A 21,025-nucleotide genomic window follows, 5' to 3' on the forward strand; every position below is an offset into this window, starting at 1 on the left:
TGATGGTCGGCGGCGTTCTCGTGGTCGGGGTAGCGGGATTTGAACCCACGGCCTCTTCGTCCCGAACGAAGCGCGCTACCAAGCTGCGCCATACCCCGGTGCGACTCGCCGCGGCACGGGGCCGCGTCGCGTCTCGGCAACGTTGAACACATTAGACCTCCGCCGCCGGGAAAGGCAAAACCCCAGGGTGCGCCGGGGCGGGCCTAGACCACCTCGAGCAGGGTGGCGCTGGGCGGGCAGAACAGCCGCACCGGGGCGTAGGGGGAGGTGCCCAGCCCGTTGGAGACGTGCAGCGCCATCGACTCGGTCCACCGGGACAGCCCCGCCACCCGGGAGGCGTCCAGGCCGCAGTTGGTGACCAGGGCCCGGCCGCCGGGCAGGCACACCTGCCCGCCGTGGGTGTGCCCGGCCATCGCCAGCCGGTAGCCGTCCGCGGCGAAGGCGTCGAGCACATGCGGCTCCGGGGAGTGGGTCAGCGCGATCGCCAGATCCGCGTCCGGGTTCGGCGGCCCCGCCACCGCCGCATGATCATCGAGCCCGTGATGCGGATCATCGACCCCGGTGACCGCCAGCCGCCAGTCCCCGGCGGTGAACTCCAGGCGCCGGTGGGTGGCGTCGCGCCAGCCGTGCTCGATGAACGCCGCCCGCATGCCCCGCCAGGGCAGCTCCACCTCGGAGGGCCGCCGTTTGCGCCCGGTGAGGTAGGTCAGCGGGTTCACCGGCCGCGGCGCGAAGTAGTCGTTGGTGCCGAAGACGAACACCCCCGGGAACTCCAGCAGCGGGCCCAGGGCGCGCAGCACCGCCGGCACCGCGTCCATCGCGCCGAGGTTGTCCCCGGTGTTGACCACCAGGTCCGGGCGCAGCCGGGCCAGATCCGCCACCCAGCGCTGCTTGCGCCGCTGCCCGGGGGTCATGTGCAGATCCGAGATGTGCAGGATCCGCAGCGGCCTGCCCGGGCCCGGCGCGGCCCCGGCCCCGCCGGGCAGCCGGGGCAGGCGCACCCGGTGCAGCCGGAAGCTGTTCAGCTCCACCCGGTTGGCGTAGACGGCGGTGGCCGCCCCCAGCCCGGCGGCCGCGGCGGTGGCGCGGCCGATGGTGCGCGGCAGGCTCGATTCGCTCATGCCCGTCAACGTAGCGCACCGCGTACCCTGTCCGGCATGAGCGCACTCAAGGATCAGATCCTCGCCGACATGAAGGGGGCCATGAAGGCCCGCGACAAGGGGACCCTCTCCGCGTTGCGGATGCTCAAGGCCGCCATCCAGACCGAGGAGGTCTCCGGCGCCAAGCATGAGCTCGACGACGCGGAGGTGCTCCGGGTCATCGAGCGGGAGGTCAAGCGGCGCCGCGAATCCGCCGCCACCTACCGCGACGCCGGCCGCCCGGAGCTGGCGGAGCGGGAGGAGGCCGAGGCGGCGGTGTTCGCCCGCTACCAGCCGGCGCAGCTGGACGACGCCGAGCTGGCCGAGCTGGTCGACGCGGTGGTCGCCGAGGTCTGCGGCGGGGAGCCGACCATGAAGGACATGGGCCCGGTGATGCGGGAGGCCAAGGACCGCGCCGGCGGGGCGGTGGAGGGCCGGCGGCTCTCCGAGGCGGTCAAGGCCCGCCTGGCCCGCGGCTAGCCCGGCAGCGGCACCCGGCCCAGGCCGGGCACGTCGATGAAGTTCGGCGCCCGCCCGCGGTCGTCCCGGCGGTCCCGCTCCGGGGGCTTCGGCCGCGGCCGCGGCCGGGAGCCGTCGGAGATCTCCAGATCCACCAGGCCACCCTCGAGCACGCTGTCCCGGTTGGCGATCCCGGTGACCCGGCCGCGGGGTTTGCCGGTGCCCGCCGCCCAGCGGGAGGTCACCCGGAACCCGGCCTCCTCCAGGATCCGGCGGGCGTCGCCCTCGGTGCGCCCGATCACGTCCGGCACCTCGGCGGTGTTGCCCTTGTAGCGCGGATCCATCTCCGGCAGGCCCGGCCCGCCGAAGCGGTCGATGACCGGGCCGATCGCGGCGAACCAGGTCCGGGCCGGCTCCTTGCCGCCGTAGAGATCGCCGTCGCCGCACTGGCGCAGCGGGGAGGTGCACAGGCCCGCGGTGGTGGTGGAGTCGTTGTAGACGTAGGTGGCCGCGGACAGGCCCCGGGTGAAGCCGAGGAAGGCCGCGGACTGGTGGGATTCGGTGGTGCCGGTCTTGGCGGCCATGTCCCCGGACCAGCCCGCCGCCGCCGCGGCCTCCTTGGCGGTGCCCTCCACGGTGTCCCGGCTCAGCGCCCGCGCCATCGCCCGGGCCACCCCCGGTTCCACCGCGTCCTCGCAGGGCACCGTGTCCAGGGGCACCTCGGCCCCGGCGCGGTCCACGATGGACTCCACCGGGCTGGGCTCGCACCAGCGGCCGTCGCTGGCCAGGGTGGCGCCGACATTGGCCAGCTCCAGGTCGCTGGCCGGGGTGGGGCCGAGCACGAAGGAGCCCAGGGTGTTGTCGGAGACGTAGTCGGCGACGCTGGCGTCGCCGTCGAAGCTGCCCGGCTCCGCGTAGTAGCGCATGCCCAGCCGCACCGCGGCATCGACCACCGCGGGCACCCCGACCTGCTCGGCGAGCATCACGAAGGCGGTGTTCGGGGAATGCGCCAGGGCCTCGGTGAGGCTCATCTGCGGCCGGTACTCCCCGGAGTTCTCCACGCAGTACTTGCCCGGCGGGCAGTCCTCGGCGCCGCCCTCGCCGAGCCCGGAGGCCTCGTAGCGCCGGGGCACCGCCATCTTCGCCTCGGTGCCCATGCCGCGTTCGATGGCGGCGGTGGCGGCGAAGATCTTGTGGATGGACCCGGCGCCGTTGCCGAGCATCGCCCAGGGCTGCGGCTGCACGGTCTGCGCCGCCCCCGCGTCCAGGCCGTAGTCCCGGGAGGAGGCCATCGCCAGCACCCGGCGGCTGTCCGCGCCGGGCTCGACGACGTTGAGCACCTCCGCCACCCCGGGCGCGGCCGGGTCCGCCTGGGCGGTCAGCGCCGCCCGGGCGGCGTCCTGCACCCCGGGGTCGAGGGTGGTGCGCACCGTGTAGCCGCCGCGGGCCAGGCGCTGCGCGTCCACCCCGTGCCGGCCCAGCCAGTCCACCACGTAATCGCAGAAGAAGCCCCGGTCGCCGGCGGCGATGCAGCCCTGCGGCAGCCGGGCCGGCTCCGGCAGGATGCCCAGGGGCGCGTCCTTCGCCGCGGCGGCGGCGGCCGGGTCGGCCACCCCGACGTCCACCATCGCGTCGAGCACCGCGGTGCGCCGGGCCAGGGCGCCGTCCGGGTTGGCGTAGGGGTCCAGGCCGGAGGACTGCTGCACCATCCCGGCGAGCAGCGCCGCCTGGGCCAGGTCCAGCTCGGCGGCGCCGATCCCGAAGTAGGTGCGGGCGGCGGCCTCCACCCCGAAGGCGCCGTTGCCGAAGGGCACCAGGTTGAGGTAGCCGGTGAGCACCTCGTCCTTGGTCATGGTCTCGTCGAGGTCCTGGGCGATCCGGATCTCGCGCAGTTTGCGGCCGTAGTCGGTGGCCACCGCCTGGCGGCGCTCCGCGTCGGTGCGCGCCTCCACCAGCAGGGCGTGGTTCTTCACGAACTGCTGCTCGATGGTGGAGGCGCCCTGGCGCACCGCGCCGGCGGTGAGGTTGGCCAGGGCGGCGCGGGCGGTGCCCTGCCAGTCCACCCCGGAATGCTCCCAGAAGCGGCGATCCTCGATGGCGACGATGGCGTCCTTCATCGGGGCGCTGATCTCCTCCGGGGGCACCGGGTGCCGGCGCTGCTCGTAGAGCCAGGCGATCGGCTCCCCGGCGGCGTCCAGGATGGTGCTCACCTGGGGGGCGTCCCCGGAGCTCAGGGAGCGGGAGGAGTCGGCCATCGCATCGGCGGTGCGGGTCAGCAGATGCCCGGCCAGGCCGGCCACCGGGAACAAGGCGCTGGCCATGAGGAGGCCCGCCAGGGCGGTGGCGGCGAGCAGCGCCATGAGATGCCGTACCTGATTCACGGGCCTCAGCCTAGCGGGCGGGCCCGCGGCCGCCGGGGCGCGCGGGCGGCCGGGGCCCACCCCCGGCCCCGTCGGCCGCCCCCGGCCACCCCCGTCCGGGGCGGGCGGGGACGCCGCCCGGGGGAGCGGCGGGTGCGCCCGCCGGCGGGCGCGGATATGCCCATGTCGCACCCGGCGGCGGCCCCCGGTGGCCTGCGGCGGGCGGCGCACCCGCCCGGATCCGGCCCCCTAGCCGGAGCGGGCGGTCCCGGGCATGCGTACCCCCAGAATGTGATGCAGTCGACAATGCTAAATTTGTGTGATTACACTTACAGCCATTGCCGTCGAGGACCGGCCGCCGGAAACCACGGCCACGGCCCCGCGGGTGCCCGATTCGGCGCCCCGGGGACGCGGTGCCGGGGGAGGCCCCCGCCCCGCGAGAACGATGACCACGGCTCCACAGGAGGAACGTCCATGACCGCCACCCTCTCCCCGGACACCGTCGCGTCGGGGACGGCTCGCGAGCTCGGGCCGGAGAGCTTCCGGGACCGCCAGGAGTGGATCACCCACGCCAAATGCCGGGACATCGACCCCGATGAGCTCTTCGTGCGCGGCGCCGCGCAGCGGCAGGCCGCGGTGATCTGCCGGCACTGCCCGGTGGTGCTGCAGTGCCGGGCGGACGCCCTGGACAACCGGGTGGAGTTCGGGGTGTGGGGCGGGATGACCGAACGGCAGCGCCGCGCCCTGCTGCGCGAGCACCCCGAGATCACCAGCTGGGCGGACTTCTACGCCGCGCAGCACGCCCAGCAGGCCCGCCCCGCGGCCCCGCGCCGGCGCGCCGGCCGCGCCGGCTGAGGCCCCCTCCCGCCGCTCAGCCGGCGAGCAGCGGGGCCAGCCGGCCGGCGAGCAGCCGCAGCTCCGCGGCGCCGGCCACCCCGCCGCGCACCGAGGCCAGCTCCAGCAGCTCCGGCCCGGGCAGCCGGCGCCGCGCCCGCGCCACCTGCCGGGCCTCCGCCGCGGCCAGCGCCACCCGCGCCGCATGCACCTCCCGCAGCCCCGCCCACGCGACCGGGTCCGCCCCGGTGAGCCGCTCCGGCGGGCGCACCCCGGCCAGCGCCGCGGGCACCGGGTGGGTGCGGTTGACCACCAGCGCCCGCGGCGGCAGGCCCTGCTCGGCCAGGGCGGCGGCCATCCGGGCGGCGCTGCGCAGCGGCTCCGCGGCGGGGGCGGCCACCAGGGCCACCTCCCCGCGTTCGGCGAGGACCGCCCGCATCGCCCGGGAGCGGTCCAGCACCTCCTCGGTGACCGGGGACACCGCCCGGGCGAAGTCCGCGGCCTCGGCCAGGGTGCGCCCGCCCACCACCCGGCCGAGCAGCCCCACCCCGGCGCCGAGCACCGCGGAGGAGCCGGTGAGCAGCCGCATCAGCGGATGCCCGGTGAGCCGGGCCATCCGGTCCGCCGAATCCAGGAAGTCCAGGGCGGAGCCCGCCGGCGGGGTGTCCACCACGATCGCGTCATAGCCGCCGGCGGCGTGCAGTTCGCCGAGCAGATCCATCGCCAGGTACTCCTGCAGCCCGCCGAAGCCGCGGGCCACCGCCAGCGCCACCGGGTTGCCGGCCAGCTCCGCGGACCCGGAGCGGGCGAGCAGCTCCCGGAAGCGCTCGTCCTGGTCCAGCATCGCCGCGTCCAGCCCGGGCACCGCCGGCACCGGGGCGGGCCGGCCGCCCAGCCCGGCCACCCCCAGCGCCTGGGCGAGCCGGCGGGCCGGGTCCACGGTGAGCACCGCGGTGCGCGCCCCGGCATCGGCCAGGCCCACCGCGGCGGCCGCGGCGACGGTGGTCTTGCCCACCCCGCCGGCCCCGGCGAGGACCAGCACCCGGGCGCTCATCGGGCGGCCTCCGCCAGGGGCCCGGCCAGCTCGTAGAGCCCGGCCACGCGCACCCCGCCGGCCAGGGCGGGCAGCTCCACGATCTCCCCGGCGAAGCCCGCGGCCAGCTCCGCCCGGCCGGCCCGCTGCACCGCGGCCCGCGCGGCGACGTCGGCGAGCTCGCCGGCCAGCGCCTCCGCCGCCGGGGCGCCGAGGGCGTCGGCCGCGGCCGCGATGAGGTCCGGCCCGCCGCCGTCCGCGGCCGCCGCGGCGGCGACCAGATCCGCCGGCAGCATCCGGTTCAGCGCCACCATGCCCGGGGTCAGCCCGGCGGCGCGCAGCTCGGCCAGCGCCTCCAGGGACTCCGCCACCGGCAGCGGCTCGGCCAGGGCCACCAGGTGCACCCGGGTCGCCGGGGAGCGCAGGTAGCCGGCGGTGCCCGCGGCCTGCCGGTGCACCGGGCCGGCGGCGGCGATCCGGGACAGGGTGGCGGTGACGTCGAGGAAGCGGGCCACCCGGCCGGTGGGCGGGGCGTCGGCGACCACCGCGTGGTAGCCGCCGCCGCGGGCGTGCTCCACGAGCATCCCGGAGAGCAGCACATCGGCCAGGCCGGGGGCGATGGAGGCGGCGAATTCGGCGACCCCCAGCCGGCGGGCGGCCGCCGCGGCGGCCCGCGGGGCGTTTACCGCGAGGTAGTCGGCCAGGGCGGCCTCGGCGGGGGTGGCGCAGCCGTGCACCTCCCCGCCGCCGGCGGCGCGGGCGATCCGCGCCGGGGACTCCGGCAGCCGGGCCAGGCCCAGCGGGGCCGCGGCGGAGTGCCGGGCCTCCACGTCGACCAGGAGCACCCGGCGGCCGCCGGCGGCCAGGCCCAGGGCCAGGGCGGCGGCGACGGTGGATTTGCCGGCCCCGCCCTTGCCGGTGACCACGTGCAGGACCGTCCCCGCGGCCGCCTCGCCCTCATCCTCCACGGCACCCACCGTAGCCGCCCCGCGGCCACGCCGGACGGGATCCGCCGCGGGGCGTTATCGTGTGCCCATGACCACCAAATGGGAGTACTCGACCGTGCCGCTGCTCACGCACGCGACCAAGCAGATCCTCGACAGCTGGGGCGTCGACGGCTGGGAGCTCGTCTCCGTGCTGCCCGGGCCCACCGGGGAGCAGCACGTCGCCTACCTCAAGCGCCCCCTGGAGGACTAGCCCATGGCCACCTGGACCGCCCGCCTCGCCGAACTGGGCATCGAGCTGCCCGCCGTCGCCGCCCCGGTCGCCGCCTACGTGCCGGCCATCGTCGACGGCGGCCTGGTGCACACCTCCGGGCAGCTGCCCTTCGTGGACGGGGCGCTGCCCGCCGTCGGCCACGTCGGCGCCGAGGTCGACCCCGCCGAGGCCTACGCCCTGGCGCGCACCGCCACCCTCAACGCCCTGGCCGCCGTCGACGCCGCCGCGGGCCTGGACCGGATCGCCCGGGTGGTGCGGGTCACCGGCTTCGTCGCCTCCGCGCCGGGCTTCCACGCCCAGCCGGGCGTGGTCAACGGCGCCTCCGAGCTGCTCGGCGAGATCTTCGGCGAGGCCGGGGCGCACGCCCGCTCCGCGGTGGGCGTCGCCGAGCTGCCGCTGAACTCCCCGGTGGAGATCGAGCTGGTGGTCCGGCTGCGGGACTGAGCCGCCCCGGCGGCCCCACCCCCGGATGGGCGCGCGGGGCGGGCGGCGGCCCGGGTGGCCGGGGCCCGGTTCGGGTGCGGGGACGTAGGATGGGCCGCATGGAGCATCCCGCCTACAGCCAGTTGCGTCCCATCAGCCCGTCGGTGGGCGTCGTCCTGTGCGCCAACCCGAGCTACAGCTCGCTGGAGGGCACCAATTCCTACATCATCCGGGCCGAGGGCGATTCCCGCAGCATCGTCGTCGACCCCGGCCCGGAGGACGAGGGCCACCTCAACGTGCTGCACCGCAACGCCGGGGAGGTGGCGGTGATCCTGCTCACCCACCGGCATGGCGACCACGCCGACGGGGCGCACCGGTTCCGGCAGATCACCGGCGCCCCGGTGCGCGCCTTCGACAAGACCTACTGCACCCTCGGCGCGGAGCCGCTGGCCGATGGCGAGCGGGTCATCGTCGACGGGGTCACCCCGCAGGTGGAGGTGGTGGCCACCCCCGGGCACACCGCGGACTCGGTGTGCTTCTTCGTGCACACCGGCGACGGCGGGGATGAGGACGTGGAGGGGATCCTGACCGGCGACACCATCGCCGGCCGGCACACCACCATGATCTCGGAGACCGACGGGGACCTGGGCAAGTACATGGCCACCCTGCGGCTGCTCGACGAGCGCGGCCGGGGGGTGCGGCTGCTGCCCGGCCACGGCGAGGACCTGCCGGACATCACGGTGATGACCCGCAAGTACATCGAGCGCCGGGAGCAGCGGCTGACCCAGGTGCGCGAGGCCCTGGCCACCCTCGGCCCGGACGCCTCGGTGAACCGGATCGTCGACGAGATCTACACCGACGTGGACCCGGCGCTGCGGCATGCCGCGGAGCAGTCCACCCGGGTGGCGTTGCGCTACCTGCGCGAGCACGGGGAGATCCCCGAGGCCGGCTGAGCCGGGGCGGCCCGGGGCCGGCCCCGGCGGGGGCGGGGGCCTAGCGGGCGCGCTTGGCCAGGCGCTCGGCGTCGGTGATGAGCACCGACTTGCCCTCGATCCGGATCCAGCCGCGGTGCGCGAACTCGGCCAGGGCCTTGTTCACCGTCTCCCGGGAGGCGCCCACCAGCTGGGCGATCTCCTCCTGGGTGAGATCGTGGGTGACCCGCAGATTGCCGCCCTCCTGCTGGCCGAAGCGGTTCGCCAGCCCGAGCAGCGCCTTGGCCACCCGGCCCGGCACATCGGTGAAGATCAGGTCCGCCAGGGAGTTGTTGGTGCGGCGCAGCCGGCGGGCGAGCATCCGCAGCAGCTGGGAGGAGATGCCCGGGTGCGCGTCCACCCACCGGTTGAGCAGATCCGAGTTCATGGAGGCGGCGTTGACCTCGGTGACGCACACCGCCGAGGAGGTGCGCGGGCCGGGATCGAAGATGGACAGCTCGCCGAACATGTCCGAGGGGCCCATGATGGTGAGCAGGTTCTCCCGGCCGTCGGCGGAGTGCCGGGCCAGCTTCACCTTGCCGTCGATGATGATGTAGAGGCGGTCGCCGGGCTCGCCCTCGTTGAAGATGGTGGTGCCGCGGGGGAAGCGGACCGTCTCCAACTCGCCGAGCAGATTGCTCACCGCGTCCGGGTCGATCCCCTGGAACACGCCTGCGCGAGAGAGAATCTCCTGTACATCGTCCACTGGTCCTGCTCCAATTCTGCCTCTGCGGGTGCCTCGGTGGAACCGCATTCGTCGGGCCCCGTCGGTGGCGGGACCCGGCCACGACCTTAGCGGCTCACGGTGTTCGCCAACCGGGGGACCCGGCGTACGTCACCCTTGCAATGCTACAGAACCCACCCCCTCGGCGCGTTATTTGCGTCACTTTCCGGGCCCGCCGGGCCCCGGCCCGCGGCGGCGGTGCGCCGTCCCGGCGGGGCGCTACGATATGGCCATGCCCTCCTCCCCGGCCGACCCCGGCCAGCCGACCGCCGCGGCGGCGCCGCCGGCGCCGCCGGCGCCGCCGGCCGGCTCGCTCACCCCGCGGCGCCGCCGCCGGCCGGGCGCGCACCCGGCCCTGCACGGCCGGGAGACCCGGCTGGGCATGGTGCGCCGGGCCCGGCGGATCAACCGCACCCTCGCCGCGGCCTACCCGGACGCGCACTGCGAACTGGACTTCCGGGATCCCTTCGAGCTGGCGGTGGCCACCATCCTCTCCGCCCAGTGCACCGACGCCCGGGTGAACATGGTCACCCCGGAGCTGTTCCGCCGCTGGCCCGATGCCGCCGCCCTCGCCGGGGCGGAGCGCGCCGAACTGGAGCAGGTGATCCGCTCCACCGGGTTCTACCGGGCCAAGGCGAACAACCTGCTCGGCTTCGCCCGCGGGGTGGTCGAGGACCACGGGGGGGAGGTGCCCGGCCGGCTGGAGGACCTGGTGGCCCTGCCCGGGGTGGGCCGCAAGACCGCGAACGTGGTGCTCGGCAACGCCTTCGGGGTGCCCGGGCTGACCGTGGACACCCACTTCGGCCGGCTGGTGCGCCGGCTGGGCCTGACCGAGCAGGAGGACCCGGTGCGGGTGGAGCGGGAGCTGATGGACATCATCGAGCGCCCCGAATGGACCTGGTTCTCGCACCGGCTGATCTTCCACGGCCGCCGGGTGTGCCATTCCCGCCGCGCGGCCTGCGGGGCCTGCTTCCTCGCCGGGGACTGCCCCGCCTTCGGGCTCGCCGGCCCGGAGGACCCGGAGGTCGCCGCGACACTGGTGAAATCCGCCGACCGGGCGCATCTGCTGGCCATGGCCGGCCTCGGCGAGGAGCCGGATGGGCCGGGGCACCCGGCCGCCGGGGAGGGGGCCCCATGAGCGCCGACCGGGGCCCCGGCCGGGGCTGGCTCATCGCCGCCGCCGCGGTGGCGGTGCTCGGCACCATCGCGCTGATCTGGTTCGCCGTGGGCCGCACCGTGGTGCCCCCGGCCGAGCAGTCGGCCCCGCCGCCGGCGCAGCCGGTGGCCGAACGCCCGGACTGCCCCGCCCCGGACCCCGGCGCCGCCGCCCCGGCGGGGGCGGCCCTGGCCGGGGTGCGGCTGCCCTGCCTGGGCGCCGACCAGGGCGGGATCGACCTCGGCGCGGCCCTGGCCGGGGCGCCCGCGGTGCTGAACTTCTGGTCCCCCTCCTGCGCGCCCTGCCGGGAGGAGCTGCCGGTGTTCGACGCCTACGCCCGGGCGCATCCGGAGGTGACCGTGGTCGGGGTGCACCAGGCGGTCTCCGCCGCCCGCGGCGCCGCCCTGCTCCGCGACGCCGGGATCGCGCTGCCCTCCTACCACGACGGCGCCGACGTGGCCGGGCCCGCGCTCGGCCTGCCCCGGGTGCAGCCGGTGACCGTGGTGCTCGACGCCGACGGCGCGGTGCGCGCGGTGCTGCCCCGGGTCTTCGCCGACCCCGGCGAACTGGCGGCCGCGGTGGCGGGGGCCCTGGGATGAGCGCCCCGCGCTGGCTGGCGCCGCTCATCGACGCCCCCGGCGGGGACCCGGCGCAGCTGCGCCGGGACTCCTCCACCCTGCCCGGGCGCATCGCCAACCCCCGGGAATCGGCGGTGCTGGTGCTCCTCGGCGGGGACCCGGACGCGGCCACCCGGCCCGCGGACGCCTCCGTGGTGCTCACCCACCGCTCCCCGCGGCTGCGCCGGCACGCCGGGCAGATGGCCTTCCCCGGCGGCAAGGCCGACCCCGGCGACGAGGGCCCGGTGCACACCGCGCTGCGCGAGGCCGCCGAGGAGACCGGGCTGGACCCCTCCGGGGTGGACCCGCTGCGGGTGCTCGACCGGATCGGGATCCGGCGCACCGGTTTCGCGGTGCGCCCGGTGCTGGCCTACTGGCGCGTCCCCGGCCCGCTGCGCGCGGTGGACCCCGCGGAGACCGACGAGGTGCTCACCGTCGCCGTGGACGAGCTGGTCGAGCCCGCCAACCGGCTGCGGGTCGGCTTCGCCGGCTGGTCCGGGCCGGCCTTCCGGGTCGGCGACTACGTGGTGTGGGGCTTCACCGCCGGGGTGCTCGCGCATCTGCTCGACCACGCCGGCTGGGCCCGTCCGTGGGATGATGGCCCGGTGCACGATCTGCGCCGCACCCTGGCGGCCTCCGCCAACCGGGAGTCCTTCGGCCTGGGGGGCCGGCTGCGATGAGCCCCGCGCTGTTGCTCGATCTCGCCCTGGGGCTCATCGCCCTCGCCGCGATGGCGGTGGGCTGGCGGCAGGGGGCGGTGGCCTCCGCGCTGTCCATCGTCGGCGTGGTCGCCGGCGGGGTGGTCGGCTTCGCCCTCGCCCCGGAGGCGATGGATCTCGCCGAACGCCAGGCGCTCAAGCTCACCGTGGGCCTGGCCCTCATCGTGCTCATGGTGGTGCTCGGCAACGCGGTGGGCTCCGTGGCCGGCCAATCCGCGCGCAACGCGATCCGCTCCCCGGTGGCGGTGGGCCTGGACTCCGGCTTCGGCGCCGTGCTGCAGGCGGTCACCGCCCTGCTGGTGGCCTGGATGATCGCCATCCCGATGGCCGCCACGGTGCCCGGGGCGGTGGGCGACGCGATCCGCGGCTCCCGGGTGCTCGGCGCCGTCGACGAGGTCGCCCCGGCCCGGCTCACCGAGGTGCCCGCGCTGCTGGTGCGCCGCCTCGACGTGGCCGGGATGCGCCCGGCGGTGGTGCCCTTCCAGGACCCGGAGCCGGCCTCCGCCGGGCCCGCGGACCCGGCGGCGGTGGACCCGGCGGTGGTGGACCTGGTGCGGCATTCGGTGGTGCGGGTGCTCGGCGAGGCCCCCCAGTGCAGCCGGCTGCTGCAGGGCACCGGTTTCGTCGCCGCCCCCGGGCTGGTGGTCACCAACGCCCATGTCGTCGCCGGGGTGGACACGGTGCGCCTGGACACCGTCGCCGGCACCTACGACGCGGCGGTGGTGCACTTCGACCCGGAGGAGGACGTCGCGGTGCTGCGCTCGACGGACCTGCCGCTGCCCGCGCTGCGCTGGGCCGCGGAGCCGGTGGGGCCGGGCGCGGACGCGGTGGTGCTCGGCTTCCCCGAATCCGGGCCCTTCACCGCCACCCCGGCCCGGGTGGAGGACCGGCTGCGGATCCGCGGCCCGGACATCTACTCCGCCGGCCGGATCGAGCGGGAGGCCTACGTGCTGCGCGCCGATGTGCGCCAGGGCAACTCCGGCGGGCCGCTGCTCGCCCCGGACGGCACCGTGCTCGGCGTGATCTTCGGCGCCGGGATCGGGGTCGCCGAACGCGGCTACGCGCTCACCGCCGCCGAGGCCACCGCCCACCTCGGCGCCGCCGGCGGCGCGGTCGACCCGGTGGACACCATGGAGTGCGTGGCGCACTGAACCGCCCCGGCGGGGGAGACTAGGCTGAACCCCGCCCCGGCGCGGCCCACGCACCGGGGGAGGCGAAGGAGGGCGGAGGCCATGGCCGAGGCGGGACAGCGCGCCGGCACCTTCGGGGGCATCGATCCGGGGCCCCGCGGGGCGGCCGCCGCCGGGTACTGGGACGCCCGCGCCGAGGGCTTCGCCCGCTCCCAGGACGCCGATGACGGGGTGCTCGTCGGCTGCGTGCTCTCCCGGGTGGCCCGGCACGCCGATCTCGCCGGGGCCCGGGTGCTCGACGTCGGCGCCGGGGCGGGCCGCTACGGGCTGGCCATGGCGGCGGCCGCGGAGCACGTCACCCTCACCGACGTCTCCCCGGGGATGCTCGCCGCCGCCGCGGAGCGCGCCGCCGCCCGCGGCCTGGCCAACGTGGACCTGGTGCGGGCGGACTGGGCCGCCGCGGACCTCGCCGGGCTGGGCTGGGCGGGCGCCTTCGACCTGGTCTTCGCCTCCATGGTGCCGGCGCTGCGCGAGCCCGCCGCCCTGGACAAGCTCGCCGCCGCCTCCCGGGGCCTGGTCGCGGTCAACCAGATCACCCGCGACGGCGATGACGTCGCCGGGCACATCCGCGACGTGCTGGGCCTCGCCGACCACCCGGACCCGCACAACGACCCCGCCTTCGTCTCCGACGTGGTGCGCCACCTCGCCGCCCGCGGGGTGGGCTGCGTGGTGGAGGAGCCGGAGACCATCGTGGAGCGCGGCTACGCCTTCGAGGACCTGCTGGCCCGCTACGCGGGCCGCTTCGAGGAGGCCGCCCGCCGGGCCGGGACCGGCCTGCGCGAGGTGCTGGAGCCGCTGCGCAGCCGGCATGGGGAGCTCATCCCGGTGCGCCGGCATACCCGCACCGGGCTCATCATCTTCCGCGGCGAGGCCGGCTGAGCCCCGCTAGCGGGGCCGGCGGCCGCATTCCGCGGCGAAGGCGAGCAGCTCCGCGGTGACCTCCGCGGGGGCCTCCAGCTGCGGGAAATGGCCCACCCCGGCGAGGATCGCCGGTTCCCGCACGACACCGCCGTCATCGGCGGAGACCGCCAGCCGGGCCGCGGCGCGGAGCAGCGCCGGCGGGGCCACCGGGTCCACCGCCCCGCCGAGGATCCGGATCGGGGGCACCCCGCCGATGGAGCGGGCCACGTGCCCGGCCTCCTGCAGCCGGTGCACCCAGGCCCGCCGGCCCCCGGCGCGCAGGCCCACCAGCCAGGCGATGTGCCGGGCGGCGGGGCGGCGGGCGCCCAGCGCCAGACTGGCCCGGTGCAGCCGGAGCGCCTCGGCGAACCCGGGGGAGGAGCGGAAGGCGGGCCCGGCCAGGGCCAGCGCCGCCGCCGCCGGATCCGCCGCCGCGCCGCGGGGCCGGGGGCCGGGCAGCGCCAGGATCCGGGCCAGGTGCAGCGCCCGGCGGGCGAAGCGGTGCCGGGGGGCCGCGGCGAGCAGCCGGGTGCCGGACCAGAGCAGCGGGTGCGGGGCGGCGAGGACGGCCACCCCGCGCAGCAGCCCGGGATGCCGGGCGGCCATGGTCCAGGCGAGCACCCCGCCCAGGCCATGCCCGATGACCAGGGCCCGGTCGTGGCCGAGGGCCCGGATCAGCCCGGCCATGTCATCGGCGGCGACGTCGGCGCGGTAGCCGGAGGGGGTGCGGTCGGAGGTGCCCCAGCCGCGCAGCGAGGCGGCGACCGCATGATGGCCGGCGGCGGCGAGGGCGGGCAGCTGGGCCCGCCAGTCGAACCAGCCGCCGGTGGCGCCGTGCAACAGGAGGATCAGCGGATCGGCGGGATCCCCGCAGTCGGCGACGTGCAGGCGCTGGCCCCGGGTGTGCACCTGCCGGTGCGTCCAGGGGCCGGCGGCCAGCAGCTCCTCCACCCGCGGGGCGGGGCGGTGACCCGCGGTGCCGGGGTGCACCGGGCTAGGTGTAGAGGCCCGGCTCGTCGTCGCGGTGGGCGACGCCCTTGGCGGAGCCGTCCTTGCCCGGGATGACCTGCTTGAGATCCTGCACGCTGGCGATGGTCTTCTTCGGCGCGCCCACCTTCTTGACCTTCTTCAGGCCCAGCAGCGCGAACACCCCGGCGATGACCAGCATCAGCACGAAGGTGATCAGGAACCCGGCCCACAGGGGCAGCCACTCCGCGATGAGGGCGGAGAGGAAGAGGAAGAGGAAGAAGGTGGAGTACAGGGCGATGACCCCGGCGACGGCGAAGAACCCGCCGCCCATCGCGCCCTTCTTCGCCTCCTGGGCCAGCTCCGCCTTGGCCAGCTCCATCTCGGAGCGCACCAGGGAGGAGATCTGCTGGCTGGCGTCCTGCACCAGGGTGCCGATCCCGGCGGTGCCCCGGGCGTGGGTGTCCACGTCCGACAGCGGGATGGCGCTCACCCGCGGCGACAGCTCGCTGTCGCCGTCGGTGAATAGACCCTTGTTCTCGTCGCTGCTCACGTGCGTCCTCCTGGGTTTTCGTTGGCGGGCGTGCCGTTGACTCCATGCGATGATACCCGCCACCGGCCCCGCCGCCACGGGCACCGGCGGGATCGGGGTGAAATGGACCGGGCCGGGCGCCTATCGTGGGGCCCCATGGACCCCGCCGCCCGCCCCGATCCGCTCGGCCCGCTGATGGACCTCGACGGCGTCGCCGAGGCCGCCGCGGAGGCCGCCGACGCCCTCGCCGCGGTGCACCGGCACAAGGTGAACCTGCGCAAATGGTCGATCACCGGGGCCGAGGCGGTGCTGCGCGGGGCGCGGGCCTCGGCCTGGCTGGCCGGGGCGGACCCGGCCATCCCGGCCGACGGGATCGTCTCCGACCCGCTGCTCGCCGCGGCGCTGCGGGTGGCCGACCCGCTGTCCCCGGAGGCGATCGGGGAGACCGCCCGCACCTGGCGGCGGGCCCCGCTGCAGGTGCTCGCCCGGTTCGCGGTGCTCGCCGGGGGCGACTCCGGCGGGGACCGCGACGCCGGCCGGCCGGTGGGCGACGGGCGGCTGTCCGCCGCGATGAAGGAGCGCCGGCTGCACCTGCTCGGCGAACTCGTCGCCGGCGGCAGCGCGGTCCCGCCGGCGGTGCTCTCCGGGGTGGTGCACGGGGAACTGCTCGCGCTGCGGCCCTTCGCCGCGGACAACGGGATCATCGCCCGGGCGGCCTCCCGGCTGGCCACGGTCGCCGGCGGGGTGGACCCGCGGGGGCTGGGGGTGCCGGAGTCGCGCTGGTCGAAGCGCCGCCGCGCCTACGCCGAGGCCGCCCGCGGATTCGCCGGGGGCTCCCCGGAGGGGGTGCGCGCCTTCCTGCTGCTGCACCTGGAGGGCCTGGCCGCCGGGGCCGCGGAGGCCCGGTCCATCGCCGAGGCGGTGTGAACCGGCCTCAGCCGCGCCGGCGCAGCAGCGCCACCGACCCGGCCAGCAGGGCCGCCGCCGCGGCGGCCCCGGCCACCCCGGCCCGGCGCCGGCCGCCGAAGAGCGGCACCGGGTTGCGGAACACCCGCACCGGCCAGCCCCGGTCCGCGGCGATCCGGCGCAGCGCCCGGTCCGGGTTCACCGCCACCGGATGGCCCACCGCCGCCAGCATCGGCTCATCGGTGGCCGAATCCGAGTAGGCCCAGCAGCGGTCCAGGTCGTAGCCGCGGCGCTCGGCGAGCCCGCGCAGCGCCCCCGACTTGTTCGCGCCCCGGCAGAAGAAGGTCACCCCGCCGGTGTACACCCCGTCGACGACCTCCAGATCGGTGGCGATCACGTCGGCCGGGTCGACCACCCCGATGGCGGCGACGATGGGCTCCACGATCTCCCGGGCGGAGGCGGAGATCACCACCACGTCATGGCCCAGGGTGCGGTGGTGCCGGATCAGGTCCACCGCCTCGGCGTAGACGTAGGGGGAGATCACCCGGTGCAGGGACTCCCCGGCGATCCGGCGCACGTCGGCGGCCCGCCAGCCGGTGACCATCGCGGCGAGCTGATCCCGGGCGGACTCCAGCTGATCGGCGTCATGGCCGGTGGACAGGTACATCGCCTGGGCCAGGGCCATCTGCACCACCCCGCCGGTGGTGAGCATCCCGGACTCCATGAAGGGCCGGCCGAAGGCGTAGGCGGAGCTGCGCGCGATGATGGTCTTGTCCAGGTCGAAGAAGGCCGCCACCCGGGGCCGCCGGGCGGGCGCGCCGGCCCCGGCCGCGGCGTCCCCGGCCGCGGCGGGCGGGCCGGCCCGATCCTGCGCTTCCACCCCTCCGATCCTAGTCAGCCGGGGCCGATCATGACGGCTGCCGCGGGGTGCGCGGAAAAACCGGGTTCGGGCTTGGCAGCGCCGGGCCGCTGTGCCATACTGTGTGTGGCTGGCCCCGATATACCGTGCGGCCGCCCCCGGCACACCCCCCCGAGGCCGGGTTACAGACGCCCCGCGCTAATCCCCCCCCAGCGCGGGGCGTCGCTATGCGCGCACCCCGGCCGCGTCCACACTCCGCGGCCGGTCCACACCCGGCGGCCCCGCGCGGGTGCGGTGCGCGCGGCCGGCGCGGCGGCGGGCCACCATCGGCGGCCATGAGCCCCGCAGACCCCGCCGCGCAGGAGATCCTCATCGCCGTCGCCGACCCGGACCTGGCCCAGGAGGCCGCCGCGGTCGCCGCCGCCGGCGGCTACGCCGCGCTCGCCGAACCGGAGCCGGATCCGGCCGGGGCGGCGTGGCGCCGGGCCGCGGCGATCCTGCTCGACGCCGGCGCCGCCGCCGGGGTCGCCGACCGCGGGCCCGGGATCCGCCGGGAGCGGGTGTTCCTGGTGCACGCCGACGGCGCGGAGCCGGATCTGCGCGCCGCCCTGGCCGCCGGCGCCGAGGACGCGCTGGCGCTGCCCGCCGAGGGCGCGGAGCTGGTCCGCCGGCTCGGCCGGCCCGGGGCCCCGGCCGCCGGCGCCGGGGTCGCCCTGGCGTGCATCGGCGCGGTCGGCGGGGCCGGGGCCAGCGTGCTCGCCGCGGCCTGCGCCCTGCACTGCGCGGAATCGGCGCCCACCGCGCTGATCGACGCCGACGAGCTCTCCGGGGGCGCGGACCTGCTGCTCGGGGTGGAGCACCTGCCCGGGCTGCGCTGGCCGGAGCTGCGCGCCGGGGAGGGCCGGATGGAGGCCGCCCCGCTGCTCGCCGCGCTGCCCGGGCACGACTGGTCCACCGGCGGCCCGGCGGTGCTCACCGGCCCGCGCAGCCGGGACGGGGCGGACTGGGCGGTGGCCCCGGCGGCGCTGGCCGCGGTGGTGGACGCGCTGCTCGCCGACGGCGGGGCCGCGGTGGTGGACCTGCCCCGCACCGGGGCGGTGGTGGAGGTCGCCGCCGCCCGGGCGGATCTGGTGGTCGTGGCGGTGCCGCCCACGGTGCGCGGGGTCGCGGCCGCCGCCCGGCAGGCCCGCCGGCTGCGCGGCCTCGGCGCGGACCCGGCGGCGGTGCTGTGCGGGCCTGCCCCCGGCGGGGTGGCCGCCGCGGACGTGGAGTACGCCACCGGGCTGCCGGTGCTCGCCCGGCTGCCCCGGATCCGGGGCCTGGCCGCGGAAATCGAGGCCGTCGGGCTGGACCGCAGCCTGGTCCGGCTGGTCGACGCGGTGGAGCCGGTGCTCGCCGCGGTGGACCGGCCCGCCGCCCGCCGCGGGGGCGCCCGGTGAGCGCGCCGGCGGGGGAGGCGGAGCTGCTGGCCCGGGTGCGCCGCCGGCTGGCCGATGATCCGGCCGCGGCGACCGCCACCGCGGATCTCGCCGCGGCGGTGCGCGCGGAGACCGGCGGGGTGATCGGGGACGCGGCGCTGCTGCGCCTGCTGCGCCGGCTGCGCGGGGAGCTCGCCGGGGCGGGGCCGCTGGACCCGCTGCTGCGGCTGCCCGGGGTCACCGACGTGGTGGTCACCGCCCCGGACCGGGTGTGGCTGGACCGGGGCGCCGGGATGGAGCCGGCCGGGGTGTCCTTCGCCTCCGATGCGGAGGTGCGCGCCCTGGCGGTGCGCCTGGCCGGGGCCTGCGGCCGCCGCCTGGACGACGCCCGGCCCTTCGCGGACGCGCACCTGCCCGGCGGGATCGGCGGCGCCGGGGTGCGGGTGCACGCGGCGCTCTCCCCGCCGGCGGCCGGGGCCACCCAGCTCAGCCTGCGGGTGCTGCACCGGGCCCGGCGGGGCCTGGCCGAGCTCGCCGCGGCCGGGTTCGCGCCCCCGGAGGCGGTCGCCGCGCTGCGCCGGCTGGTCGCCGCCCGGGCCTCCCTGCTCATCGTCGGCGGCACCGGCGCGGGCAAGACCACCCTGCTGGCGGCGCTGCTCGCCGAGGCGGACCCGGCGGAGCGGATCCTGTGCATCGAGGACACCCCGGAGCTCGCCCCGGCGCACCCCCATGTGGTGCACCTGCTCACCCGGGCGGCGAACGTGGAGGGCGCCGGGGCCATCGACCGCGCCGAACTGCTCCGGCAGGCGCTGCGGATGCGCCCGGACCGGGTGGTCGTCGGCGAGGTCCGGGGCGCGGAGGTGGTGGATCTGCTCGCCGCCCTGAACACCGGGCACGAGGGCGGCGCGGGCACCCTGCACGCCAACGGCATCGCCGAGGCCCCGGCCCGGCTGGCCGCCCTGGGCGCGCTCGGCGGCCTGGACCGGGCGGCCCTGGAGGCCCAGGTCGCCGCGGCGGTGCGGGTGATCCTGGCGGTGCGGCGGCGCGGCGGCCGCCGGGAGCTCGCCGCCATCGGGCTGCCCGAGCGGTCCGCCGGCGGACTGCGGGTGCGCCCGGCGTGGACCGCCGGCGCCGGCCCCGGCCCGGCCTGGGCGGAGCTGCCGTGAACGGCCCCGCCCCCGGTCTGCTGCTGCTCGCCGGGGCCGCCCTGGCCTGGCCCGCGCCCCGGCCGGTGGCCCGGCTCGGCACCGCCCCGGCCCGGCGCCGGCCCCCGGCGGGCTGGTGGGCGCCGCCGGCCGCGGCGGCCACCCTCGCCGCGGGCGCCCCGGTGGCGCTGGCGGCGATGCTCATCGCGGCCACCGCGGTGCACGTGCTCCGCGGGATCCGGCGCCGCCGGCGCCGGGAGGCCGAGCTCGCCGACCTCGCCGCGGTGGCCGAGGCGCTGGCCGCGGGCCTGCGCGCCGGCGCCCCCGCCCCGGCCGCCCTGGCCGCCGCCGCGGAGGGGATCCCCGGGCCGGTGGGGGCGGCGGTGGCCCGCGCCGCGGCCCGGGCCCGGCTCGGCGGCTCCGCGGCCGCCGAACTGGCAGCCGCCGGGCTCCCGGGGCTGCGCGGCCTCGCCGCGGCCTGGGCGCTCGCCGAGGCCCACGGGCTGCCCCTGGCGGAGATCGCCGAGGGGGTGCGCGCCGACGCCGCCGGCCGGGCCGCGCACCGCTCCCGGGTGGCCGCCGCCCTGGCCGGGCCGCGCACCACGATCGCGATCCTGGCGGCGCTGCCGGCGGCCGGGCTGGCCATGGGCGCCGGACTCGGCGCGGACCCGGTGGGCTTCCTCACCGCCGGCTGGGGCTCCGCGGTGCTGCTTACCGGGGTGGGCCTCGGCTGCGCCGGGGTGGTCTGGTCGGGGCGGATCCTCGACGGCGCCCGGGAGCCGCGATGACCATCGCGCTGCTGCTGCTCGCCGCCGCCGCGGCCCTGGCCGCCCGGCCGGCCCACCCGGGGCGGCTGCCGGGGCTGGCCCGGCCCCGCCCGGGGCCGCCGCCGGGGATCGCCGCCCGCGCCGGGCGGTGGGCGGCCCGGGTGCGCGGCCTGGCCGGGGAACCCGCCCCGGACGGGGCCCGGCTGCTCGGCGCGGCCCGCACCCTGGAGCTGCTCGCCGCCTGCCTGCGCGCCGGGCTGCCCCCGGCCACCGCGGCGGCCGCGGTCGCCGCCGCCACCGGGGACCGGCCGCTGGCCACGGCCGCCGCCCGGCTGGCCCTCGGCGCCGAGGACCCCTGGGCGGCGCTGGCCGAGGCCGGCGACTACGCCGGGGTCGCCGCCCTGGCCCGGCGCTCCGCGGACTCCGGCGGGGCCCTCGCCGCCGGCCTGGAGGAGCTCGCCGCCCGGCACCGGGGCCGGGCCGCGGACCGGGCCGAGGCCGCCGCGGAACGCGCCGGGGTGCTCATCGCCGGGCCCCTGGCCCTGTGCTTCCTGCCCGCCTTCATCGCCCTCGGGCTCATCCCGGTGGTGGCCGGGCTGGCCGCCCCGCTGCTCGGCGGCGCGCCATGAGCCCCCGCCCCCGGGCGCCGCCGGCGCCGGCGCAGCGACACCGACCGCACCGACCCATCA

The 21,025-nt window shown here is 78.0% G+C and carries 23 protein-coding genes and 1 tRNA gene; 15 read left to right on the top strand and 9 right to left on the bottom strand.

All coding sequences use genetic code 11. The features are described 5' to 3' along the window. Positions 1-21: 21 nt before the first annotated feature. Positions 22-98: transfer RNA gene (locus CSPHI_RS00755), tRNA-Pro, on the bottom strand. 105 nt (positions 99-203) lie between these two features. Further along, complete coding sequence (locus CSPHI_RS00760) at positions 204-1,121, bottom strand: metallophosphoesterase (protein ID WP_075691059.1); 918 nt, start codon at positions 1,119-1,121, stop codon at positions 204-206. A gap of 36 nt (positions 1,122-1,157) precedes the next feature. On the opposite strand from CSPHI_RS00760, the gene CSPHI_RS00765 reads away from it, so the two are divergent. Then, positions 1,158-1,619, top strand: a complete 462-nt coding sequence (locus CSPHI_RS00765; protein WP_075691060.1) for a GatB/YqeY domain-containing protein — start codon at positions 1,158-1,160, stop codon at positions 1,617-1,619. Here CSPHI_RS00765 and CSPHI_RS00770 read toward each other — a convergent pair. Beyond that, the gene (locus CSPHI_RS00770) at positions 1,616-3,979 is read right to left on the bottom strand and encodes a transglycosylase domain-containing protein (protein WP_245803322.1); all 2,364 of its coding nucleotides are present in this window, start codon (positions 3,977-3,979) and stop codon (positions 1,616-1,618) included. The two genes, CSPHI_RS00765 and CSPHI_RS00770, sit on opposite strands and share 4 nt — an antisense overlap. Before the next feature lie 453 nt (positions 3,980-4,432). Between CSPHI_RS00770 and CSPHI_RS00775 the strand changes: the two genes are divergently transcribed. Then, a complete protein-coding gene (locus CSPHI_RS00775) occupies positions 4,433-4,813 on the top strand; it encodes a WhiB family transcriptional regulator (protein WP_075691061.1) in 381 nt (126 codons plus the stop codon). Between the two features lie 16 nt (positions 4,814-4,829). On the opposite strand, the gene CSPHI_RS00780 is transcribed toward CSPHI_RS00775, so the two are convergent. Both CSPHI_RS00780 and CSPHI_RS00785 read right to left on the bottom strand, forming a co-directional pair. Beyond that, the gene (locus tag CSPHI_RS00780) at positions 4,830-5,846 is read right to left on the bottom strand and encodes an ArsA family ATPase (RefSeq protein WP_075691062.1); all 1,017 of its coding nucleotides are present in this window, start codon (positions 5,844-5,846) and stop codon (positions 4,830-4,832) included. After that, positions 5,843-6,793: an ArsA-related P-loop ATPase gene (locus tag CSPHI_RS00785; RefSeq protein WP_075691063.1), complete on the bottom strand. Its 951-nt coding sequence runs from the start codon at positions 6,791-6,793 to the stop codon at positions 5,843-5,845. Before CSPHI_RS00785 ends, CSPHI_RS00780 begins: the two co-directional genes overlap by 4 nt. 67 nt (positions 6,794-6,860) lie before the next feature. Between CSPHI_RS00785 and sp36 the strand changes: the two genes are divergently transcribed. The 3 genes from sp36 to CSPHI_RS00795 all read left to right on the top strand — a co-directional run bounded on the left by sp36 (position 6,861) and on the right by CSPHI_RS00795 (position 8,419). Beyond that, positions 6,861-7,022, top strand: a complete 162-nt coding sequence (gene sp36 / locus CSPHI_RS11960; protein ID WP_425429729.1) for a Sp36 family protein — start codon at positions 6,861-6,863, stop codon at positions 7,020-7,022. Between the two features lie 3 nt (positions 7,023-7,025). Next, positions 7,026-7,487 carry a RidA family protein gene (locus CSPHI_RS00790; RefSeq protein WP_075691064.1) on the top strand — a complete coding sequence of 154 codons (462 nt, stop codon included), beginning with the start codon at positions 7,026-7,028 and terminating at the stop codon, positions 7,485-7,487. A 98-nt stretch (positions 7,488-7,585) separates the two neighbouring features. Then, positions 7,586-8,419, top strand: coding sequence for an MBL fold metallo-hydrolase (locus CSPHI_RS00795; protein WP_075691065.1), 834 nt, complete (start codon positions 7,586-7,588; stop codon positions 8,417-8,419). 40 nt (positions 8,420-8,459) lie between these two features. Here the strand turns inward: CSPHI_RS00795 and glxR are convergent, their stop codons facing one another. Further along, positions 8,460-9,143, bottom strand: a complete 684-nt coding sequence (gene glxR / locus CSPHI_RS00800; RefSeq protein ID WP_075691066.1) for a CRP-like cAMP-activated global transcriptional regulator GlxR — start codon at positions 9,141-9,143, stop codon at positions 8,460-8,462. Between the two features lie 244 nt (positions 9,144-9,387). Between glxR and nth the strand changes: the two genes are divergently transcribed. From nth to CSPHI_RS00825, 5 genes are all read left to right on the top strand, one after another. Beyond that, positions 9,388-10,299 (top strand): endonuclease III, encoded by a 912-nt coding sequence (gene nth / locus CSPHI_RS00805; protein WP_425429730.1) that lies wholly within the window; start codon positions 9,388-9,390, stop codon positions 10,297-10,299. Further along, positions 10,296-10,916, top strand: coding sequence for a TlpA family protein disulfide reductase (locus tag CSPHI_RS00810; protein ID WP_075691067.1), 621 nt, complete (start codon positions 10,296-10,298; stop codon positions 10,914-10,916). Before nth ends, CSPHI_RS00810 begins: the two co-directional genes overlap by 4 nt. Continuing rightward, entirely contained in the window at positions 10,913-11,614 is a 702-nt protein-coding gene (locus CSPHI_RS00815; protein ID WP_075691068.1) for an NUDIX hydrolase, read from the top strand. The genes CSPHI_RS00810 and CSPHI_RS00815 overlap by 4 nt, the downstream gene beginning before the upstream one ends. After that, complete coding sequence (locus CSPHI_RS00820; RefSeq protein WP_075691069.1) at positions 11,611-12,804, top strand: MarP family serine protease; 1,194 nt, start codon at positions 11,611-11,613, stop codon at positions 12,802-12,804. The genes CSPHI_RS00815 and CSPHI_RS00820 overlap by 4 nt, the downstream gene beginning before the upstream one ends. 81 nt (positions 12,805-12,885) lie before the next feature. Continuing rightward, complete coding sequence (locus CSPHI_RS00825; protein WP_075691070.1) at positions 12,886-13,722, top strand: class I SAM-dependent methyltransferase; 837 nt, start codon at positions 12,886-12,888, stop codon at positions 13,720-13,722. Positions 13,723-13,728: 6 nt separating this feature from the next. Here the strand turns inward: CSPHI_RS00825 and CSPHI_RS00830 are convergent, their stop codons facing one another. Both CSPHI_RS00830 and CSPHI_RS00835 read right to left on the bottom strand, forming a co-directional pair. Then, positions 13,729-14,733 (bottom strand): alpha/beta fold hydrolase, encoded by a 1,005-nt coding sequence (locus CSPHI_RS00830; protein WP_169840385.1) that lies wholly within the window; start codon positions 14,731-14,733, stop codon positions 13,729-13,731. Between the two features lie 4 nt (positions 14,734-14,737). Continuing rightward, a complete protein-coding gene (locus tag CSPHI_RS00835; protein ID WP_075691071.1) occupies positions 14,738-15,262 on the bottom strand; it encodes a phage holin family protein in 525 nt (174 codons plus the stop codon). Positions 15,263-15,397: 135 nt separating this feature from the next. Here CSPHI_RS00835 and CSPHI_RS00840 point away from each other — a divergent pair, with 135 nt between their 5' ends. Next, complete coding sequence (locus CSPHI_RS00840) at positions 15,398-16,168, top strand: Fic family protein (protein ID WP_075691072.1); 771 nt, start codon at positions 15,398-15,400, stop codon at positions 16,166-16,168. A gap of 7 nt (positions 16,169-16,175) precedes the next feature. Here CSPHI_RS00840 and CSPHI_RS12600 read toward each other — a convergent pair whose 3' ends face one another. After that, positions 16,176-17,027, bottom strand: a complete 852-nt coding sequence (locus CSPHI_RS12600) for an HAD family hydrolase (RefSeq protein WP_281248728.1) — start codon at positions 17,025-17,027, stop codon at positions 16,176-16,178. A 314-nt stretch (positions 17,028-17,341) separates the two neighbouring features. Here CSPHI_RS12600 and ssd point away from each other — a divergent pair, with 314 nt between their 5' ends. Genes ssd through CSPHI_RS00865 form a run of 4 tightly spaced genes read left to right on the top strand, consistent with a single transcriptional unit; the run spans position 17,342 to position 20,965 of the window. After that, a complete protein-coding gene (gene ssd, locus CSPHI_RS00850; protein ID WP_169840386.1) occupies positions 17,342-18,445 on the top strand; it encodes a septum site-determining protein Ssd in 1,104 nt (367 codons plus the stop codon). Next, positions 18,442-19,590, top strand: a complete 1,149-nt coding sequence (locus CSPHI_RS00855; RefSeq protein ID WP_075691073.1) for a TadA family conjugal transfer-associated ATPase — start codon at positions 18,442-18,444, stop codon at positions 19,588-19,590. Before ssd ends, CSPHI_RS00855 begins: the two co-directional genes overlap by 4 nt. Then, positions 19,587-20,357, top strand: a complete 771-nt coding sequence (locus CSPHI_RS00860; protein WP_075693580.1) for a type II secretion system F family protein — start codon at positions 19,587-19,589, stop codon at positions 20,355-20,357. The genes CSPHI_RS00855 and CSPHI_RS00860 overlap by 4 nt, the downstream gene beginning before the upstream one ends. Beyond that, positions 20,354-20,965: a type II secretion system F family protein gene (locus tag CSPHI_RS00865; RefSeq protein ID WP_075691074.1), complete on the top strand. Its 612-nt coding sequence runs from the start codon at positions 20,354-20,356 to the stop codon at positions 20,963-20,965. The genes CSPHI_RS00860 and CSPHI_RS00865 overlap by 4 nt, the downstream gene beginning before the upstream one ends. Positions 20,966-21,025: the final 60 nt, after the last annotated feature.

The sequence above is a fragment of the Corynebacterium sphenisci DSM 44792 genome, from assembly GCF_001941505.1.
Lineage (GTDB): Bacteria > Actinomycetota > Actinomycetes > Mycobacteriales > Mycobacteriaceae > Corynebacterium > Corynebacterium sphenisci.

What these genes read in the sequence shown, in the direction of transcription:
- CSPHI_RS00865 (WP_075691074.1), top strand. Translation starts at nt 20,354, where the DNA reads ATGACCATCGCGCTGCTGCTGCTCGCCGCCGCCGCGGCCCTGGCCGCC.
- CSPHI_RS00810 (WP_075691067.1), top strand. Translation starts at nt 10,296, where the DNA reads ATGAGCGCCGACCGGGGCCCCGGCCGGGGCTGGCTCATCGCCGCCGCC.
- CSPHI_RS00820 (WP_075691069.1), top strand. Translation starts at nt 11,611, where the DNA reads ATGAGCCCCGCGCTGTTGCTCGATCTCGCCCTGGGGCTCATCGCCCTC.
- sp36 (WP_425429729.1), top strand. Translation starts at nt 6,861, where the DNA reads ATGACCACCAAATGGGAGTACTCGACCGTGCCGCTGCTCACGCACGCG.
- CSPHI_RS00775 (WP_075691061.1), top strand. Translation starts at nt 4,433, where the DNA reads ATGACCGCCACCCTCTCCCCGGACACCGTCGCGTCGGGGACGGCTCGC.
- CSPHI_RS00815 (WP_075691068.1), top strand. Translation starts at nt 10,913, where the DNA reads ATGAGCGCCCCGCGCTGGCTGGCGCCGCTCATCGACGCCCCCGGCGGG.
- CSPHI_RS00825 (WP_075691070.1), top strand. Translation starts at nt 12,886, where the DNA reads ATGGCCGAGGCGGGACAGCGCGCCGGCACCTTCGGGGGCATCGATCCG.
- nth (WP_425429730.1), top strand. Translation starts at nt 9,388, where the DNA reads ATGGCCATGCCCTCCTCCCCGGCCGACCCCGGCCAGCCGACCGCCGCG.
- ssd (WP_169840386.1), top strand. Translation starts at nt 17,342, where the DNA reads ATGAGCCCCGCAGACCCCGCCGCGCAGGAGATCCTCATCGCCGTCGCC.
- CSPHI_RS00840 (WP_075691072.1), top strand. Translation starts at nt 15,398, where the DNA reads ATGGACCCCGCCGCCCGCCCCGATCCGCTCGGCCCGCTGATGGACCTC.
- CSPHI_RS00795 (WP_075691065.1), top strand. Translation starts at nt 7,586, where the DNA reads ATGGAGCATCCCGCCTACAGCCAGTTGCGTCCCATCAGCCCGTCGGTG.
- CSPHI_RS00790 (WP_075691064.1), top strand. Translation starts at nt 7,026, where the DNA reads ATGGCCACCTGGACCGCCCGCCTCGCCGAACTGGGCATCGAGCTGCCC.
- CSPHI_RS00760 (WP_075691059.1), bottom strand. Translation starts at nt 1,121, where the DNA reads ATGAGCGAATCGAGCCTGCCGCGCACCATCGGCCGCGCCACCGCCGCG.
- CSPHI_RS00780 (WP_075691062.1), bottom strand. Translation starts at nt 5,846, where the DNA reads ATGAGCGCCCGGGTGCTGGTCCTCGCCGGGGCCGGCGGGGTGGGCAAG.
- CSPHI_RS00765 (WP_075691060.1), top strand. Translation starts at nt 1,158, where the DNA reads ATGAGCGCACTCAAGGATCAGATCCTCGCCGACATGAAGGGGGCCATG.